The sequence below is a fragment of the Streptomyces sp. NPDC047042 genome, assembly GCF_040644035.1.
In the GTDB taxonomy this organism is placed as follows: Bacteria; Actinomycetota; Actinomycetes; order Streptomycetales; family Streptomycetaceae; genus Streptomyces.
Window position 1 is genome coordinate 54,743 of record NZ_JBEYVP010000013.1, and the last position, 19,621, is coordinate 74,363.

General features: G+C 71.1%; 12 protein-coding genes. 11 read left to right on the forward strand and 1 reads right to left on the reverse strand.

Annotation, left to right across the window (positions count from 1 at the left end; genetic code table 11):
* Positions 1–146: 146 nt before the first annotated feature.
* On the reverse strand, positions 147–1,166 hold the full coding sequence (locus ABZ855_RS16935; protein ID WP_360807431.1) for a substrate-binding domain-containing protein: 1,020 nt from the start codon (positions 1,164–1,166) through the stop codon (positions 147–149).
* 401 nt (positions 1,167–1,567) lie between these two features.
* On the opposite strand from ABZ855_RS16935, the gene ABZ855_RS16940 reads away from it, so the two are divergent.
* From ABZ855_RS16940 to fxsT (ABZ855_RS16990), 11 genes are all read left to right on the forward strand, one after another.
* Positions 1,568–2,656, forward strand: a complete 1,089-nt coding sequence (locus ABZ855_RS16940; RefSeq protein ID WP_360807433.1) for a MoxR family ATPase — start codon at positions 1,568–1,570, stop codon at positions 2,654–2,656.
* On the forward strand, positions 2,653–6,006 hold the full coding sequence (locus ABZ855_RS16945) for an SAV_2336 N-terminal domain-related protein (protein ID WP_360807434.1): 3,354 nt from the start codon (positions 2,653–2,655) through the stop codon (positions 6,004–6,006). The genes ABZ855_RS16940 and ABZ855_RS16945 overlap by 4 nt, the downstream gene beginning before the upstream one ends.
* 110 nt (positions 6,007–6,116) lie before the next feature.
* The gene (locus ABZ855_RS16950) at positions 6,117–6,293 is read left to right on the forward strand and encodes a hypothetical protein (protein ID WP_360807436.1); all 177 of its coding nucleotides are present in this window, start codon (positions 6,117–6,119) and stop codon (positions 6,291–6,293) included.
* Positions 6,294–6,514: 221 nt separating this feature from the next.
* Entirely contained in the window at positions 6,515–7,699 is a 1,185-nt protein-coding gene (locus tag ABZ855_RS16955) for an FxsB family cyclophane-forming radical SAM/SPASM peptide maturase (RefSeq protein ID WP_360807676.1), read from the forward strand.
* Positions 7,700–7,853: 154 nt separating this feature from the next.
* On the forward strand, positions 7,854–10,766 hold the full coding sequence (fxsT, locus tag ABZ855_RS16960) for an FxSxx-COOH system tetratricopeptide repeat protein (protein WP_360807438.1): 2,913 nt from the start codon (positions 7,854–7,856) through the stop codon (positions 10,764–10,766).
* 201 nt (positions 10,767–10,967) lie between these two features.
* On the forward strand, positions 10,968–11,114 hold the full coding sequence (locus ABZ855_RS16965; protein WP_360807440.1) for a hypothetical protein: 147 nt from the start codon (positions 10,968–10,970) through the stop codon (positions 11,112–11,114).
* The gene (locus ABZ855_RS16970; RefSeq protein ID WP_360807442.1) at positions 11,111–12,331 is read left to right on the forward strand and encodes an FxsB family cyclophane-forming radical SAM/SPASM peptide maturase; all 1,221 of its coding nucleotides are present in this window, start codon (positions 11,111–11,113) and stop codon (positions 12,329–12,331) included. The genes ABZ855_RS16965 and ABZ855_RS16970 overlap by 4 nt, the downstream gene beginning before the upstream one ends.
* Before the next feature lie 57 nt (positions 12,332–12,388).
* Complete coding sequence (locus tag ABZ855_RS16975) at positions 12,389–13,693, forward strand: toll/interleukin-1 receptor domain-containing protein (RefSeq protein ID WP_360807678.1); 1,305 nt, start codon at positions 12,389–12,391, stop codon at positions 13,691–13,693.
* A gap of 5 nt (positions 13,694–13,698) precedes the next feature.
* On the forward strand, positions 13,699–14,688 hold the full coding sequence (locus ABZ855_RS16980) for a MoxR family ATPase (RefSeq protein ID WP_360807444.1): 990 nt from the start codon (positions 13,699–13,701) through the stop codon (positions 14,686–14,688).
* The gene (locus ABZ855_RS16985; RefSeq protein ID WP_360807446.1) at positions 14,685–15,677 is read left to right on the forward strand and encodes a hypothetical protein; all 993 of its coding nucleotides are present in this window, start codon (positions 14,685–14,687) and stop codon (positions 15,675–15,677) included. The genes ABZ855_RS16980 and ABZ855_RS16985 overlap by 4 nt, the downstream gene beginning before the upstream one ends.
* Positions 15,678–15,714: 37 nt before the next feature.
* Positions 15,715–19,584 (forward strand): FxSxx-COOH system tetratricopeptide repeat protein, encoded by a 3,870-nt coding sequence (gene fxsT / locus ABZ855_RS16990; RefSeq protein ID WP_360807448.1) that lies wholly within the window; start codon positions 15,715–15,717, stop codon positions 19,582–19,584.
* The last annotated feature ends 37 nt before the right edge of the window (positions 19,585–19,621 follow it).

The window sequence follows — 19,621 nt, forward strand, 5'->3', positions numbered from 1 at the left end:
GAACGTACGCACCGTGAGCCCCCAAAGCTTGGTGCAGCCGTTGTACGACGGTTGCCGCGCAAGGGGATTCGGGGGCGGGGCGGAAGGGGATGCGGAACGGTTGCGGAAGGGGGCCGGCGGGGTCGGAAGCGGCGGACCTGACGGGCTCAGCGGGTGCCGGCGGCCGCGAAGGCGGCGACGTCGGCGATGTTCTGCTTGGTGACGAAGGCGGGCCCGGTGAGTACGGGGGCCGCTCCGCCGCCGCTGAAGTTGCCGTTGGTCTTGTACAGCCAGAGCGAGTCGACGGCGAGATAGCCCTGGAGATACGGCTGCTGGTCGACGGCGAACTGCACGTCACCGTTCTTGATGGCGCCCACGATGTCGTTGTTGAGGTCGAAGGTGGCGATCTTCGCCTTGCTGCCCGACTGGTCCACCGCCTTCACCGCCGAGAGCGCGAACTGCGCGCCCAGGGTGACGACTTCGTCGATGCTCGAGTCCTGGCTCAGCCGGGCCGCGACGACCGCGGTCACGGTGTCCAGGTCGGTGCCGTTCACATACAGGTTCTCGGTCTCGCCGGCGAACGTCTTCTTCACCCCGGCGCAGCGCGCCTCCAGCGCGACGTTGCCCTGCTCGTGGATGACACAGAGGGCGTGCTTGACCTTGAGCGCGTCCAGCTTGTCGCCGAGCGCCCGGCCGGCGGTGCTCTCGTCCTGGCCGAAGAACTCCAGCAGGCCCGCGGAACGCCAGGCGTCGATGCCCGAGTTGAGACCGACCACGGGTATCCCCGCCTTCGTCGCCTGCGAGACCGCGCTCTTCATCGCGTCCGGCTTGGCGAGGGTCACGGCGATTCCGTCGACCTTGTCCTTGACCGCGTCACGCACCAGGCCGGCCTGGGAGGCGGCATCGGGGTCGCTCGCGTACGTCAGTTCGACGTTGTCCTTGGCCGCGGCGGCCTGCGCGCCCTTCTGCACGCGCTCCCAGAAGGCGTCGCCCTTGGCCCCATGGGTGATCAGGGCGACCTTGAGCCGGGCGGTGCCGACAGCGGCGGAGCCCTTGCCGGAGTCCGCTGCGTCGGAGCCCGAGCCCGAACAGCCGGCCGCGAGAAGGCAGACGGCGGCCACGCCGGCGGCAACGGCCGTGGCACGGGCGGATCGTGCGGAACCGGAAGAGGCGGGGGGTGTGTTCATGGGAGTGCGGCACCTCGCTGCGCGGCCGAGGAGGAGAAGGGAGGGGGACGAGTGAGGGGTGTGGGTACGCCGAAAACTGCGCGACCGTCGGGCGACGTGCACCTACTGTCCGACTTTCGCTGGGGCGGAGCCAATCGGATGTGACGCCTGGTAGTCAAGTGAGCAACCAGTTGGAACCGTGGTTCACGTGCCGGTTCGGGGTGTGCCCGGCGCGTGTGATCCTCCTTGGTCGGAGCTGGGTAGTGTCAGAAGGATTGCCTGTGCGGAGGGGGAACGGAAGGGGAAATGGGACCTCCGGTTCCCTTTCGTGCCCCGATGTTTGCCAACCTCGTACGCGACCCGCCCGGCCCCTCCCTCCGGCGATCAGGCAGCCCCGCCCGTCCTGCACCGAGGAGCGTGACGTGAACGAGTGGCTGATCTACCGAGGCACCGGACAACCGCACGACGGAGTCGACCGGCTCCCGGAGCCGCCTGCCTGGCGCCGCTTCGACGGTGGCCCGCTGATCCGGCCGCCGGCTCCCGTGGACGCCGTCTCCACCCGCAGGCTCGGCCGAAGCCGCGCCTTCGCCGAGCACTACCGCCCCACCCCGGCCGAACTGGAACTGGTCAACGCGGCGCTGTACCTGCGCCGTCCGCTCCTGGTCACCGGCGAACCGGGCAGCGGCAAGAGCACACTCGCGCACGCCGTGGCGCATGAACTGGGACTGGGCCGCGTACTGCGCTGGCCGATCGTCAGTCGTACCCAACTGGCCGACGGGCTCTACAAATACGACGCGCTGGGCCGGCTCCAGGACCTCCAGATCACCCGCCCGGGCAGCCGTCCCCAACACGACAGCAGTCAGGCCGGACCGAACCCGGCCGAACCGCCCCCCTCCGGCCAACAGCCGCCGGACGACACCGACTTGCTCGCCCAGGGCATCGGCCGCTACCTCCAACTGGGCCCGCTGGGAACGGCGTTGCTCCCCACCGCACGCCCCCGGGTACTGCTCGTGGACGAGCTCGACAAGAGCGACATCGACCTGCCCAACGACCTCCTCGGAGTCCTGGAGGAGGGCGAGTTCGGCATCCCCGAACTGGAACGGATCGCCGAACACCGCCCGGCCGTACGGGTCCGTGACCACGACGGGCGATCCGTGGAGGTCCACGAAGGACGCGTCCGCTGCCGCGCCTTCCCCTTCATCGTCCTCACCAGCAACGGTGAACGCGACTTCCCGGTGCCACTGCTCCGGCGCTGCGTCCACCTCCACCTGGAACCCCCGGACGAGGAGCGGCTCGCCGCCATGGTCCGCGCCCACTTCGGCGAGGACGCGGCCGAGCAACACGCGGACGTCATCGCCCGGTTCCTCGAGCGCAGGCCCGGCGAACAGCGGGCGGCCGACCAACTCCTCAACGCCGTCTACCTCACCCGCCACGCCCAGGACGAGGAACCCGGCACCCGCGCCCACCTCGCCGAACAGCTCATGCGCCCCCTGAACCGGCCGACGAGGTGAGCGGGGACGCGGGGCCGCCGGATCCGCTGGGCGCACTGATCCGGCGCCTGGGGGAGGCCGGGGTCAGGCCGAACGCCACCGAACTCGCCGACGCGCTCTGGCTGGCGGGGCGGATGGCGGAGGCGGAGACCGACGCGGACACCGGCACCGGAAACGGCCCGGGTGCCGGAGTCGGGAACGGCACCCCGCCCGGGGAAGAGGGCGTCTCCGTGGACCCGGCGGACCACCCGGCGCCCCCGCGACTCCTCGCGGTGGTCAGGGAACGCGGAGGACCGCGCCAACCGGGAGACCGGCGGGAAGAGGACGCTGAACAGGCAGGAGGGCCGGAGCGGACAGGACGGCCGGAGAGGCAGGTGAGCCAGGAAGGGACGGAAAGGAGGGAAGGGCCGCAGGACCCCGAGGAGCCTGCGGGAGCGGCGGAGACCTACGACGCACCGGGCGCCGAGATCCTCGTACCGACGGCGTCCGCCTTCCCCGACCTGTTGTCCCTGGCGCGCGCCCTGCGCCCCCTCCGGGACTGGCAGCGGCCGACGGGACCACCACGACCCCGCAGCGACGACCTGCTGGACGAGTCCCTCACCGCCCAGGCGAGCGCCGCCGGGAACTGCGCCCTGCCGGTCTTCCGGGCCGACCGGCGCCGACGGGCCCGGATGCAGCTGCTCGTCGACGACTCGCCGTCGATGGGCGCCTGGGACCGCACCCTGGAGGAACTGCGCCTCGCCTGCGAACAGTCCGGTGCCTTCCGCTCGGTGACCGTCCATCGGCTGCGCCCGCATCCCGACGGCGGGGTCGGAGTGCTGTGCCGGGCCGGCGGAAGCCAGTGGCTCGCCCCGGCGGAAGGGCTGCGCGACCCGAGCGGCCAAACGCTCACCCTCCTGCTCAGCGACTGCTCGGGCCCGCTGTGGCGACACGGCGCCGGCCAGCGGTTCCTCCACCGGCGACTGCGCGCGGGCCCGCTGGCCGTCGTACAGCCGCTGCCCGCGCGGCTGTGGCCGGGGACCCTGCTGGCCACCGAACCCGGCACCCTGCGACGCACGACGGACCCCGGCGGAATGCTCGGCTTCGAGCCGTTCCGCGCCCCGCGTCCCCGCCACGACGAGGCCCTGCCCGTCCCCGTGCTGCCGCCGACGCCCGTCGCGCTCGGCGACTGGGCACGTTTGCTGTCGGAACGGTCTGCGGGCGCGCCGGCGGCCTCGGTGGCCATGGTCGGGCCGGCGGACGAGGGGACACCACCCGGCCCACGCCCCGACCGCACCCCGGCCCAGCTGGTCGAGGACTTCCGCACGGTCGCCTCTCCCGCCGCCCGTCGCCTCGCGGTCTGCTTCTCGGCGGCACCGCTGGCGTACCCCGTGATGCAGCTCGTCCAGCGTGCCCTGCTCCCCGCGACCGGCCCGGTAGAACTGGCCGAAGTGCTCTTCAGCGACCTGCTGGTGGAGGTGGCTGAGGAACGCGACGGTCCCGGACCCTGGTACGAATTCGCCCCGGGTGTAAGGGATTTGCTGCTGCGGCGACTGGAACTGGACGAGGCCCGCGCGGTGCTGGAACAGTGCTCGCGCTATCTGGAAAGGGTGTGGGGCGAAAAGGCCCAGAACTTCCCCGCGACGGTGGTCGCCCACCTCTCGGGGGCGGCGGTCCACACCGTGGTGGAAACGGACGGGTCCGAGGAGACGGGCGGGCGCCCGGTCCCGCAGCCCTTCGCCGACGTACCCCGCAGGGTGCTGCGCAGATTCCAGCCGAGGGAGGTCGAAGGCGCCGCGAACCTGGTCATCAACCGGTCGCATTCGCAATCCCTGGCCCTCTGGCTGGCCCGCAGCCGCCTCGCCCGCTACGAACGCCAGGGCGGCATCCGCGACCTCTGGGACGCCGTACGTCTGCTGCGGGCGACCACACCCACCCCGGCCACGAGGGCGCTGCTCGCCGAGTGCCTGCTCGGGCTCTGGGACATCCACCGGGACCGCGCGGTGTTGCGCGAGGCGGAGGACACCGTCCGCGCGGCGGCGGACCCCGCCGGTACGCCGCCGGCCCACGCCCACCTCGTCCTCGGCAAGGTGCTCCGGGCCAGGGCCGCGACCGAGCCCGACGACGGGACGAGGGCCCGGGTCCTGGCCGAGGCCGCCGAGAGCCTGGAGCGCGCGTACGCCCTGGTGCGCTCCGAGCCGCGCCCCCTGCTCGACGTCCTCCTCTGCGTCGTCGACGTGGTCCGCGCCCGCTACCGGCTCCTGGGCGACCGACGCCTCCTGTACGGGGCTCAGGTGCGGCTCGACGCCCTCCTGGAGGGCTGGCCGGGCGAACACCCCCTGCCCGGCTCGGCGTTGCTGGCCCGCGGCGCGCTGCTGATGGAGCTGTGCGCCAACGCCCGCGAGCGCGACTCGGCCGACGAGGCCCGCGCGCTCGCCGTACAGGCATCGGCGGACTTCGAGTCGGCGGCAGGCCTGGCGGAACGCGCGGGCGAGCCCCGGGGGGTCGTCTGCCGGGCCTGGCTGGAACTGGCGGCGGCACGGGCGGTGGTGGTGGGGGACGAGGGGGCGCGGGAGGTTGTGGGGGCGTTGGGGGAGGCGGTGCGGGTGGTCGGAACGGGGGCGAACACGGGCGAGCTGAGGCTGCGCGCCCTGTGGCGGCTGGCCGAGGCCCACACCACCCGCTGGACGCGCACCGCCGAACCGGCCGAACTGGACGCGGCGGATGCCTTTTTCGCCCAGGCACAGGCCCAGCTCGGTACCGACGACCCGCGCCGTGCCGAACTGCTGGCGGCCAGGGGCGGCGCGCTGCTGAGCCGGGCGGGCCACAGCGATGACGTGGACGTCGCCACGGATGCCGTACGAGTCCTGCGCGCCGCCCTGGCCCAGACCCCGGAGAGCGACCCGCGGCTGCCGGCCCGCAGGCTCCTTTTCGGCCGCGCCCTGGTCGGGCACCACCGGGCGGGCGGCTCGCTCACGGACCTCCATGAGGCCGAGTGGATCCTGGCCCGCGCGGCCAGGGGAGCCCGGACCGGCCAGGACGCCCGCACGGAGGCCCTCGCCTGGTTGGAACGCGGCGACGCGCTGCTGGCGCTGGCCCGTCCGCAGAACACCACGACGGCGTACGAGGACCGGGCGGCCGAGGCCTACGGCCGAGCCGCGACGGCCGCCGAGGCGGCGGGCGAACTCCTCGTCTGCGCCCGCGCCCTGCACCGGAGGGGAACGGTTCTGGAGCGGACGGCGGGCCCGGCCGGCGCCCTCCTCGCCTATCGCGCGGCCTGGGCCAACTGGCAGGCCGCGGGCGACGACCGGGGTCTCCAGGCCCGCGCCACCCTGGAACGGATGCGCGCCCTGACCGCCCGCACGGCCGACACCACCCGGGGTTCGGCCTGATTGCTCGTTATTTTCGGCCGCACTGGGCAGGAGAGCCCAGAAGAAAGGTTTCCGTGCATCATCCGCACGGGTAATTGCCGAGGGCCGACGTGCCTGGGGAGGAGCGCAGCGTGTCGAATCCTGCGATCTGTGAGCCGACCGCGTGGGATGAGCCTCTTCCGGATCTCACCCGAGTCGTGTGGGAGGAACTGCCGGAGGGGAGTGGCCATTCCGTGCTGGCGGAGGTGCGCGCGATGCTGGCTCAGCGGCCCGCGAGCGCGGTGGCGTACTACGACGACTCACCCTGACCACGGTCGGCCGGCGACGCGACCGGTGAGGACCGCGACGTCCGGTTCCGGTCACTTGTACCCGTGATCGTTTTTCGTGGTCCCCGCGCGGGCATGCACGACCCAGGCAGGGAGGGGGACGCGTGCCTACGTTGTCGCAGGGGTGTGCCGCAGGCGTCGCCCACAGTCCTGAACCCGCCCCCTGGCCCCTGGCGATTCTGGATGTGACGCATCTGCGCCACATGGGGTTCCGGCCGGTGCCGTTGCGTCAGTTCACCCTGAAGGTGCACAGTCGCTGCAATTTGTCATGCTCATACTGTTACATCTACCACGGCTCCGACGGATCGTGGCGCGACCACCCGCCCCGCGTGCTCTCCCAGGTGATGCGCCGCACCGCTGGGCGGATAGCCGAGCATGTGGTCGCGCACGGGCTGAGTGACATCCGGGTCGATTTCCACGGGGGAGAGCCGCTGCTCTCGGGTCCGGACATCCTGGTGGAGTACCTCGCGGCGATCCGTGCCGCTGTCCCCGCCTCCTGCGTGACACCGGCCACCGTCCAGACCAACGGCACCCTGCTCACCGAGCGGGTTCTGCTCGCGCTTGCGGAGGCCGGGATCCGGGTCGGCCTCAGCCTCGACGGCGGAACGCCCGAACTCAACCGGCGTCGCGTCGATCACGCCGGGCGTCCGTCCTGGCGCGCGGTGGAGCGGGCGGCCCGACTGCTCGCCCGGCATCCTCAGTCGTACGCCGGACTGTTGTGCACCATCGACCTGGACCAGGACCCGGGCGAGGTCTACCGGTCGCTCGTCGCGCTGGGCCCGCCCTCTCTCGACCTGCTGCTTCCCCATGCGAACTGGTCGTCCCCGCCGCCCGGGCTGCCGGTGCGCGCGCCGGAGGCCGCCAGGATCGGAAGCCGTGGCGCGACCCCGTACGGCGACTGGCTGTCCGCCGTGTTCGACCTGTGGTGGGACGGCCGGGGCGCCGAGCGGCCGCCGCGCATCCGGCTCTTCATGGAGATCGTCGCCCTTCTGCTGGGCGGCTTCAGCGCCACGGAGGCGGTCGGGCTGTCGCCCACGGGTGCTGTCGTGGTGGAGACGGACGGCGCGATCGAACAACTGGATTCACTCAAACAGGCATACGAAGGCGCGGTCGTGACAGGCCTGGACGTGTTCCGGAACTCGTTCGACGAGGCTCTGGACCACCCTGGTGTCGCCGCGCGTCAACTCGGTGAGGCGGCCCTCGCGGCCGTGTGCCGGTCCTGCCCGGTCATGCAGGTCTGTGGTGGCGGCAATTACGCGCATCGCTACCGGGAGGGCAGCGGATTCCGCCATCCGACGGTCTATTGCAGAGATCTTGAGCGACTGATCAGACATGTCGCGGCGAGATTGGATGCCGTCGCCAGGACGGAAGGGCTGCCAAACGGATGAACTCCGGATTTCGGGTGCCGTGCCCGGGAATCGCGGGCACGCATTTATCGGCCTTAGAGAATATTGTCAGATTGGCTTATTGCTGCACTTATCAATACGAGGAGATGATTGCATGGAGGGCGGGCGCGGGGGAGCCGGGTCGCATGGTCACTATGTGATCAGTTTTGCCGGATTCAACCGGCCCTGGGCCACCTGGATCGCGTACCACCTGGAGCAGTTGGGCCACCGGACGACACTGTTGCGCTGGGACCCACCCGTCAGCGTGCCGTTGGCCGACGCCCTGCGGGGACTGCTCGAGGCGTCCGGGCGGATACTGCTCGTCCTGGACGACTGGTACTTCAACCTCGGGCCGCGCAGCGACGAACAGTGGACCGCGGCTCTGCGTGAAGTCGTCCCGGAGTACGCGGACCGGTTCACCGCGGTGAGCGTGGCCACCAGGGCGATTCCGCCCGGTGGCGAGCGCCTGGAACCCGTCGACCTGCGTGACCTGGACTCCGGTGAGGCCCGACGCCGCATTCTGGTCCGGCTGGGACTGCCGGCCACGGACACGCCCCAGGTCGGCGACAACGCCCCACGCTTCCCCAACGATCCCCCGTCGGTGCTCAACACTCCTCGGCGAAACCTGCGCTTCACCGGCCGGGACTGGGCGCTCGACGAACTGCACTCCATGTTGAACCGGTCCGAGGAAGGTGCGTCCCGGGTCGCGCTGCGCGGCATCTCGGGCGTGGGGAAGAGCCAGATCGCGATCGAGTACGCCCACCGGTTCGGCAACGACTACGACGTGGTGTGGTGGGTCAACGCCGGATACCGGGCCACCGCCCGCGAACAGTTCGCCGACCTCGCGCGTCGGCTGCAGCTCTCGGTCGGCACCGAACTGGGGGAGCGGATCCGTGCGGTGCGCGAGGCGCTGCGTACGGGCAGTCCGCACCGCAGGTGGCTGGTGATCTTCGACAGCGCGGACGACATGTCCCAGGTCGAAGACCTGCTGCCCGAAGGGAATGGGCATGTCCTGGTCACCACGCTGACCCAGGACTGGGCCACGTCGGGCAGGCTCTCCGAGATCCCGATCCTGCCGTTCGCCCGTGACGAATCGGTCGCCTACGTGCGTCGCCGCGCACCGCGGCTCACCGAGGAGGAAGCGGACCAACTCGCGGAGGCGGTACAGGACCTGCCGCTGCTGCTGGCACAGACCGCCGCCTGGCTGGACGCCAACAGGATGCCCGCCAGGGAGTACATCGACCTGATCCGCAAGGGCGGCGCGAACCAGATCGGCATCCGCATCTCGGACGACTACCCGATGGGGTTCCAGACCAGTTGGTCGATAACCCTCAACACTCTGGAGGTGAACTATCCGGAGGCGTCGGAACTGCTGAGGCTTTTCTCGCTCTTCTCTCCCGACGCCATTCCCGTACGTCTGATCCAGAATGCTCACCCGTCCGACCTGCCCGACCACCTTGCCTCTCTTGCGGTCGACCCGATCCGCTGGTATTCGGCGTTGCAGCGGCTGTCCGAGTCAACTGCTGTACAACTCGCCTACGAGAGTTCTTCGGAGGGCGATCCACTAGTGGGAGGCGCGACCATGCACCGGCTTTATCACAGTTTCCTGACCAGCATGCTGCCCGAGGAACGGCGGGAAGCGATGTCCGCCGTCGCGTGCGAAGTGCTGGCGGGCGCTGACCCGCGGGACCCCGGGAACGCCGATGAATGGCCCAAGTACGGCGTGCTGCTCGCACAGTTGGAGACGTCCGGAGCCCTCGACAGCACCAAGCCGGTGGTGCGCAGGCTGGTCCTGAACTGTGTCGAGTACCTCAGGGCACGCGGTGAGGGCCGTGACGGACTCGCGTTGTGCGAACAGACCCTGGCCCGATGGCGAAGCCGCATGGACCCGGACGACCCCGACATGCTCAAGCTGACCCATCAGCACGCCAACATGCTGCGTCGCACGGGACGTTTCCGGGAGGCCGAAGCGGTGGCGCGCGCTGTCGTGGACCGGTTGGCCCAGAGCAGGGCCGACGACGACGAGGAACTGGAGCGGGCGAGGAACGGGCTGGGCGGCACGCTGAACGCGCTGGGCGCCTACCAGGAGGCGTACCAGCTGTTCGAGCTTTCCGCGCGCGCGTCCAAGGACACCCGTTCCCGTACCAACCTCGACACCACGCTGGCACTGCTGGGCAAGTACGCACAGGCGGCCGAGGCGCACCGGGCCACCCTGAAGATGCGTCAGGAGAGGCTGGGCGCGTCCGCCGAACAGACGCTGCTCTCGGGGCTGTACTACGCCTGGACACTCCGGCTCCTCGGTGAGTACGCGGAGGCCAGGTCCCGGCAGGAGCACAATCTCCGGCTGCTTCGGATGAGCGCGGGCGAATGGCATCCGAACACCCTGCTCGCCGAGCACAACCTCGCGCTGTGCCACCGCCGCGCCGGGGACCTGGAGCAGGCCGAGAAGGGCATGCGGCATGTCGGGGAACAGAGCCTGCGCAAGCGTGGATTCCGGCACCCCGACACCCTTCATGTGCAGGCGGACTACGCCGCTTTCCTGCGTGAGCACGGTGACCTGGACGAGGCCCGCAAACTCGCGGACGAGGTGGCCGCGGGCTACGAGGACCTGGTCGGACCCGACCACCCCTTCACCGTCGGCACGGCAGGCAACGTCGGGCTGGTCCTGTGGAAGTACGGAGAACGCGAGGAAGCCCTGCGGACCGCGGAGGCGGCCCTGAGGGGGATGACGAACGCCGTCGGTGCCGACCACCCCTGGACACTCGGCTGCGCACTCAACCTCTCCGGGGCACGCAGTCTCGCGGAGGACGCCGAAGGCGCCGCGCTGCTCAGCGGCGAGACCCTGGAGCGAGCCGTGCGCGTGCTGGGGGAGGACCACCCGATGGCCCTGTCCTGCAAGGCGGCCCTTTCGGCCGATCTGCGAGCGCTGCGGCGCGGGCAGGAAGCCGCCCGACTGGAACAGGAAGCCCTCCGCCGGCTGACGGACAGGTATGGATCCGGCCATCCGCACACCAAGGCGGTCGCACGGCGCGACCGCCCGTACTGGGACTTCGAACCACAGCCGACCTGACCGACTCACATGTGGGGCACGTCATGTGACACACCGTTGCCAAAACTGCTAGCGTCACGCCCGTCACACGCGCGGGTCCGCCCGCGTGTATTTATCTCACCAGGAGAAGGCTTGCCTGTTCCTCGGGGCGTGGCGCCTTCTCTCAGCGCCCAGCGTCGCAATTCGCAGTCGTTGCCGGTTTTCGCTGGTCGAGATCTGGCCATGTTGGCCACGGGCGCGACGCGGCCCGTACTCGCGGCGGTCGCGGAGACACTGCTGCGGCGGGCCGGGACACCGGCCCGGTGCGCGTTCTACGAGGACTCCCCCTACGTCTCGCCGGACCAACCGCCCCGGTTCTCCCAACGGTGACGACGGCCCCGCCGCCGTGGCCCGTGCAGGGGCTCGACGTCCAGGCGGTACGGCGTGCGACGGGTACCTGCCCCACTCCGTTCCAGCAGTTCGTGCTGAAGGTCCACAGCCGCTGCAACCTCGCCTGTACCTACTGCTACGTCTACGAAGGCCCCGACCAGAGCTGGCGCGAACGCCCCCGTGCCGTGCCGGAGGGCGTGGTGGACGCGGCCGCCCGGCGGATCGCCGAGCACGCGGCCGCCCACCGACTGCGTGACGTGTACGTCAATCTGCACGGCGGCGAGCCCCTGATGTCCGGTCCGGGGCCTCTCGTGCGCTACGTCGACGCCGTACGGCGGGCCGTGGCCGAGCAGGCGGGCGAGGACGCGTGCCGGGTGCACGTCTCCATGCAGACGAACGGGACCCTTCTCACCGACGCGGTCGTCGCCGAGCTCGCGGACGCCGGGATCTGGATCGGCGTCAGCCTCGACGGCGGGCTGGCCAGGCACAACAGCCGGCGCGTCGACCGTCGGGGGCGCCCCGCCTGGCCCGCCGCGTCCAGGGGGTTACGTGTCCTCGCCCGGCACCCGGACTCGTACGCCGGGATCCTCTGCACCATCGACTGCGCGACCGACCCCCTCGAGGTCTACGAGTCGCTCCTGGAGTTCGCGCCGCCGAGTCTGGATCTGCTGCTCCCGCACGCCAACTGGTCGGCCCCGCCGCCGAGTACGGGTGCTCCCGCTCCGTACGGAGAATGGCTCGCGACCGTATTCGACCAGTGGTTCGACGCCGACCGCGTGCCTACGCGCATCCGGCTGTTCACCGAGGTGATCGGACTGCTCATGGGGTTGCCCAGCGGTACGGAAGCGGTCGGCACCTCGCCCGTCGTGGCGGTCGTCGTCGACACAGACGGGGCCATCGAGCAGGTCGACTCGCTGAAGACCACCTATGCCGGCGCGCCCGTCACCGGTCTCGACGTGTTCCGGCACGCCTTCGACCAGGCGCTCGACCACCCCGGTATCGCCGCCCGTCAGCTCGGGCTGGCCACCCTCTCGTCCGAGTGCCAGGAGTGCGCTCTGGTACAGGTGTGCGGCGGTGGCAACTACGCCCACCGTTTCCGCACGGACACCGGCTTCCTCAACCCTTCCGTGTACTGCGCCGATCTCGAACATCTGATCAGGCACATTGCCGGGCGCCTCAGTTCGGCAGTCGGTGACGCACGATTGCGGGAGGCTTGAACCGCCGTCAGAATCCCCTTAGGACGGGGGACCTGAGGGGGCGGGGGATTGAGCAAGGTGTTCATCAGCCACAGCGCGCGCGGCGACACCTATGCCACAGAGGTGCGCCTACAGGTCGTACACGGTCTGCGGGAGCGTGGATACGACGTTCTGGTCGACGCCGACGGACTGTTGCCGGGGGAGAAGTGGTATCCCCGGCTGTACGAGTGGCTGTTGGAGTGCCAGGCCGCTGTCGTGCTCCTCAACAGGTCGGCGCTGGCCTCGGACTGGGTGCACCGGGAAGTCGACATCCTGATGTGGCGGCACCACTTCAACCGTTCGTTCTTCGTGCTGCCCGCCCCGGTCGGAGACGTGACCCCGGAGGACATGCAGGGGGCCCGTTTCGAGGACCTGATGTCCCTGCAGCTCGTGCAGCGGGTGACCGGCGGGGACGGGGGTGAGCTGCCGGATCCCGTCGAGGCCGCGGCCGCGATCGTGCGGGCCTTTCCGCCCCTGCCGCCGCCGTCCGAGGACGACGACCCCGTACAGCGCTGGGCCGAGGACATCACCGCGCAGTTGAGCCAGGTCCGGACGATGAGCCGGCTCGCCAGGATGGGCAAGGCGCTCGGGCTGCACGACCGGCATCTGGCGGGGGCGCCGGTGAGCGATGTCAGCTGCGGGTTCCTCGCCGCGCAGATGCTGCACACCCATGACGCGTTACGGCTGCGCAACGCCGTCGGCGAGATCGCCCGGCACATGGACAGCACCGCCCTCGACCAGCTCGTTCATCTGGTGCTGCCCGTCTGGATCGACCCCACCTCCGCCCGGCGTGTCCTGCCGGGCGACGAGGGGGACGGACCCCGGACCGTGGTTCTCAACGTACGGAATCCGGATACCGGGGAGTACTACCTCGGGCGGGCCTTCTGCATGGACCACAGCCGCTACACGCCCATCGTGGTGATGGCGCCGCCTCCGGGCGAGGAGGATCCGGAGGAGGAACTGCGGTACCTGTGCGAGCGGACCATACGGGCGCGGTTCGGTATGACGGACCGCGAACCGCTGGCCAGCGCACCGCAGTTGCCGGACTGCGACACCTATGTGGTCATCTTCGCCGAGCACTGTTCCCTGGACGAGGCGGAACGGGTCGTCGACTGGCTGCACGGGCAGATCCCCTGGCTGCACATCCTCCTGATACCGAGGGACGAACTGGCCGACGACGATCCGAGACCCGGTCGGCTCGCCGAAGCCTCGTTGCTGGTACCGGAGTTCGGGGCCGACGACGAGCGGATAGCGATCAGGGTCGCGTACGGGATGCTCAACGACTGGGGCCACGGCCGGGGCGGGGACGACGGCAGGCCGGGCCGCACCAGGGGGAGGGGATGAGCCCGATGGCCGGACACCAGAGCCCCGAGGAGTGGTTCCGCAGTCCTGACCGGGGCGACGGCGAGATCTATGTGATGTCACCGCGGATCGAGGAAGCGGTGATGGTCGCGCTGGCCACCGGGCGGCCGTTGTTGCTGCGCGGCAGGCCCGGGTCGGGGAAGTCGTCGCTGGCGCCCTTCATCGCACGGCAGCGCGGATGGCGCTACTACGATCATGTGATCACGTATGGCACTCGGTCGACCGAACTGCTGTGGCGCTACGACAGCGTCCGCCGGCTCGCCGACGCGCAGGCCTACAAGAAGGGGGCGGTCGGGCTCGACGACGCCTCCTACGTGGAGCCGGGAGTGCTGTGGTGGGCCCTGGCACCGCAGTCGGCGCGGCGGCGGGGACGGCCCCGCGGCCACTCCGTCGCCGAGGGCGAGTGCCTGGACCCCTCCGCCGAGATCAACTCCGGTCGCAGCCCCGACCACGCCGTCGTGCTCATCGACGAGATCGACAAGGCCGACCCGGACGTACCCAACAGCCTTCTGGTACCGCTGGGTTCGCATCGGTTCACCGTCGTCGAGACCGGTGCCGAAGTGGGTCTGGAACCCCCGACCGGGGACATCGACCCACGGTTCGCCCGGCACCTGGTCGTCATCACCACCAACGACGAGCGCGAGTTGCCGCAGGCCTTCCTGCGTCGCTGTGTCGTGGAGACGCTCCCCGACCACGATGTGCGGAGCCTGGTGCGGATCGCGGAGGAACACATGAAGACCTGGCACGGGAGCGCGGGCGACGCCGAGCTGCGGCTGGCGGAGGCGCTGGCCGTGGAACTGGGCAAGGTACGGGAACAGGCGATGACGATCGGCCTGCGGGAGCCCAGTACCGCGGAGTTCCTGGACGCGCTGCGGGCCTGTCTCACCCTTGGCATCACCCTTGGCAGCGAGCGCTGGGAGTGGCTGAAGAACTGTGTGCTGATCAAGCGTCAGCAGATCACGGGAGACGGGTGGTGACGGCAGGGGGGCCGGCGACACGGGAGATCTGGCTGGGCGACGTGGCCCGGGCCGCCTCCGCGCTCGGACTGACCGACGCGGCGGGCTGGGAACGGGTGGCCGCACTGCTCGGACTCGGCCCGGGCGTCGGGCAGGTGCCCGTCGCCGAACCGCCGGGAGACCCCACCGACCTCCCCGCACCGCCCACCGAACCGGGTGGGGCCGGCCCGACGGGAGACGGCGAACCCGCGTCGTACGCGGAGCCGCTGGGCGTCCCCCGACAGCCGGTGGCCGAGGAGGAGTCCACGCTGCTCGTCCCCGTGGGCCACCGGCCGCCGCGCCGCACCGGCTGGGCCGTCGACCCGCTGCCCGCACCCCGGTCCGCGCCCGCCGCGGAGGCAGGCGCGCTCCCGCACCTTCCGCTGCTCGCCCCTCGCTCCACCGCCGCCGTGCTCCACGCGGCGCTCGCCCGGGTGACGGCGGAGGGCGACCTCGACGTGGAACGGGCCGCCGACCATCTGGCGCGCGGGCTGCCCCTCGCGGAGATCCCGCGTCGTCCGCTGCCGACCCTGCGGTACGGCGTGCAGATCCTCGCCGACATCTCCGCCTCGATGGAACCCTTCGCCCGGGACGTCGAGGACGTCATCGACCAGGTCCGCAGCCTCGTCGGCGTCGCCGGAACCCGGGTGCTGCGCTTCGCCGACTGCCCTTCCCGAGGCGTCGGCGCGGGCCCGCGCGGCACCTGGCGGCCCTACCAGCCGCCCCAGCACGGCACCCGGGTCCTCCTGCTGTCCGGGCTGGGCAGGATCGGCCCCATCTTCGACCCGCACCGCGGCACCGAGCGCGAATGGCGGGAGACCCTGCTGCGGATCAGACAGCACGGCTGCGACACGGTCGCCCTGGTTCCGGTTCCCGAACGTCTCTGGCCGACGTGGTGGCAGTCCCGGTTACGGGTGGTGGCCTGGGACCGGGGCACCACCGTGGGCCGGGTTGTCGGAGGGCTGCGGTGACCCCGGGCCGGGGAACGACGGGTTCCGGGGGGATCCCGTGAGCCCTCCGGCCCGCCAGGGCCATGAACTGGCCGTCCTGCTCAGCGTCGTGAGCCGGATAGAGCCCGAGCTGATGCGTGCGGTACGGATCACGGTGGCGCCGCTGCTCGATGTGTCGGCCGAGGCCGACCTGTGGTTCGGGAACCTCGTGGAGCGGCGCGGGTACGGCTATGTCTCGCTCCGCGGTGACCTGTTGCCGGCACTGCGCACCGAGCTCGCCGAGCGGCTCGCCGGTTCCCCGTCCGGGGCACCTGTGCACAGCCTCTGGTCCGTTGTCGAACGCCTGCACAAGGACCGTTCGCCCGCGCTGTTCGCCGAGGAGCGGGCGACGTGGCTCGCCGTCCGGGACGGCGCCGGCGCCGACCTGGCCATCGAACGCGCGCTGAAACCCGCACTGCGGGCGCTGGTCGAACAGGGCCGGGACGGCGTCGCCCGGTGGTTCGCCGGTGCCTGGCCACGGCTGCCCGACACGGTCCGCCGTACCACCACCGCCTGGCAGCTCGCCACGGTCACCAGCGCCCGCCTGTCCGGCGTGAGCCTCCGTCCCGAGCTGCCGGAACGCCTTTCCGTGACCGACGTCGGGCTGATCGCGGCCAGACTGCCCCGTGTCCCGCTCCCGGTCCGCCGATACGGGCCGGATCTGCTGCTGGGCGAACGGGCCGACGGCGTGGGCGGCTTCACCATCGAGGTTCCGGACACCGACCCCAGAGTGCTGGACCTGCTCGACGACCCGCTGCCCCGGACCCTGCTGGTCGGCCGGGGCGCGACCGTCACCGAGCGCGTCGGCTGGGGGCCCGTGCAGCTGCTCGCGGCCGACGGCGCCGTCTACGCGCTGCCCGCCCCCAGCCCCGTACCCGATCACCTGGCCCGCGTGCGGAGGTCCGCCGAACCCGACCGGCGGATCACGGTCGCCCACACCGGCGCCAGCCAGGCCTGGGGGACCTGGGTCGCCGACCGGGCGGAGGACGCCGGTTTCGGTGTGACGACGGTGGCATGGCACCCGGACCCAGGACGGATGCTGTGGGACGAACTCGGTGAACTGCTGCGCGGATCCGGCCGGACCCTGCTCGTACTGGGAGACACGGACTGCCGGCTCGGTGGCCGCGGTGACGACGAGTGGAACGCCGCTCTGCCCGAGGCCGCCGCCGACTGGCCGGGAAAACTGGCGGCGGTGCTCGTCGGTGCGGGCGAACGACCCGCCGCCCTGAGGGCGTTGCCGTCGGCCGATCTGCGCGGCGTCGACGAACGCGAAGCCGTGCGCCGCCTGTTCAGCCTCCTGGGCACACCGATGACGGCCGCCGCCCCCGTGAACGGTGACCGTCGCAGCACTGAACTCCGGTTTCCCGGCACCGCTCCGGCCGTCTCCAACGCCCCACTCCGCAACCCCCGGTTCACCGGTCGCGAAGCCCTGCTCACCCGGACCCGGCAGACCCTGCTCGCACCCGCACCGGAACCCGGCGCGGCGGATCACCACCGCTGCGTGCTGCTCGGCCCGTCCGGTACGGGCAAGACGCAGACCGCCATCGAGTACGTGCACCGGTACGGCAACGAGTACGACGTGGTGTGGTGGATCAGTGCCGGCTTCCAGGGCACGGCGCGCGAACAACTCGCCGCCCTGGCACCTGAGTTGAGGCTCGCGGCGGGCCAGGGAATCGGTTATCGGATACGCGCGGTGCAGGCCGCGCTGCGCATCGGACAGCCGTACCACCGCTGGCTGCTGGTGCTGGACCGCGCCGAGGACCTCACCGAGATCGAGGATCTGCTGCCGGAGGGCGTCGGGCATGTCCTCATCACCTCCAACAGCCGTGCCTGGGCCGACAACGAACGCGTCCACCGGATCGACGTACCCCCCTTCTCCCGCGCGGAGTCGATCGCGTACATCAGGAGCCGGGCTCCTCGGCTCAACCCTGTCGAGGCCGACCTCCTCGCCGACGCGGTGCAGGACCTGCCTCTGCTGCTCTCCCACACCGCGGCCTGGCTGGACGCCTATCCCATGCCGGTCACCGAGTACCTGGAACTCGTCCACGACGGTCACCCCGGCCGGCTGGACCAGCCCCTCGGCGCGGACAGTCCGGCCGAATACCCCCGGGCGCTGGAGAAGAGCTGGTCGATCACGTTCGCCTCGCTCCAGGAACGCGAGCCCGCCCTCGCCGAACTGCTGAAGCTCTTCACCTGCTTCTCGCCGGACGCCGTACCGGTGGGCCTGCTCTGGAAGGAGCGGTCCACCGTCGTGCCACCGCCCATCGCGCCTCTCGTGGTCGACCGGGAGACGTGGGACGCCGCACTGGTCCGACTGGCGGAGACCTCGGCTGTGCGACTGCTGTTCGGTCAGGACGGGGTGGAGCGGGCGGAGGTGCACCGCCTCTACCACTCCCTGTTGCGGGAGGGGCTCGGTGAGGACGAACGAGATCTGTTCGCCCAGGCCGCCTGCGACACCCTGGCGGCCGCGGACCCGGGCGACCCCCTCGACGGGCGAACCTGGTCGCGTTACGGCGAACTGATCCCGCACCTGGAGATCTCGGGGGCGCTGGACAGCACGCGGGCCGAGGTGTCCCAGCTGATACTGAACTGCCTCGAGTACCTCCGTGGCCGCGGTGAGGCCCGCACCGGGCTCAGGCTCTGCGAACTCACCATCGCACGCTGGCACAGCCGGATGCCGCCGGACAGCAGCGAGATGCTCATCCTCACGCATCAGCACGCGAACATGCTCCGCAGGATGGGGCGTTACCGCGAGGCCGAGGCCGTGGGACGGGCGGTCGTCGACAGGCTGTCGGAGCGGCGGCCGACCGAGGACACCGAACTCCTGCGCGCCAAGAACGGGCTCGGCGGGACCCTGGTGGCGCTCGGCGCCTATCGCGAGGCGCACGAACTGTATCTGCACACCGTCCACGCCGAGACGGCGGCGAGAGGAGCAGAGGCCACCCTGAGCGCGCAGGCGCGCGGCAATCTCGCCAACGTCCTTGATCTGCTCGGGCGTTACGAGGAGTCGTTCGAGATGTACGACTCGATCGTGGCGCGGCTGAGGGAGGAGTCAGGCCGGCGGAACTACCGGACGCTCTACAACGAGCTGCGATGCTGCTGGACGCTCCGCCTGCTCGGCCGCTTCCCTCAGGCACTCGCCCGCCAGGAAGCGAACCTGAGCGACTACCAGAGTGTCATGGGGCGCTACGCCATCAGCTCGATGGTCGCCGAACACAATCTCTCCCTGTGCCTGCGCCGCTCCGGCCAGTTGCCCCAGGCGGAACAGATCATGCGCGAGGTCGTCGACCTGGCCCGCCAGCTCTACGGTGCCCGCCACCCCCAGGCCCTCTTCGTCGCCGCCGACTACGCCTCCCTGCTCCGCGAACACCGCGACCTGGACCATGCCTGGACCCTCGCGGACCGCGTCGCCCGCGACTACGCGGACCTTCTGGGCAACGCACACCCGTTCTCCGTCGGCACGGCGGGCAACGTCGGTCTGAACCTCTGGGAGACGGGCGACCACGACGAGGCGCTCCGCATCGCCGAGCGTGCCCTGCGCGGGATGACCGCCGCGATGGGGGCCGACCACCCCTGGACACTGGGCTGTTCACTGAATGTCTCCGGTGCGCGCAGCCTCGTCGGGGACGCGGAGGGGGCCGCCGGCTACAGCCGGGACTGCATGGACAGGTCGGCGCGGGCCGTCGGGAGCGCGCACCCGCTGACCCTCCTGTGCAAGGCCGCCCTGGCGGCCGACCTGCGCTCGCTGCGCCAACCGGACGCGGCCGACCGCCTGCAGCGGGAAACGCTGGAGCAACTCGTCGAGGCGCTGGGGGCGAACAGCCCGTTCACCCTGGCGGTGCGCCAGGGTGAACGTCCGAGCTGGGACTTCGAACCGCAGCCGGAGTGACCTGGGTCGCGAGACCTCGGTCACCCCCGCCGGTCCT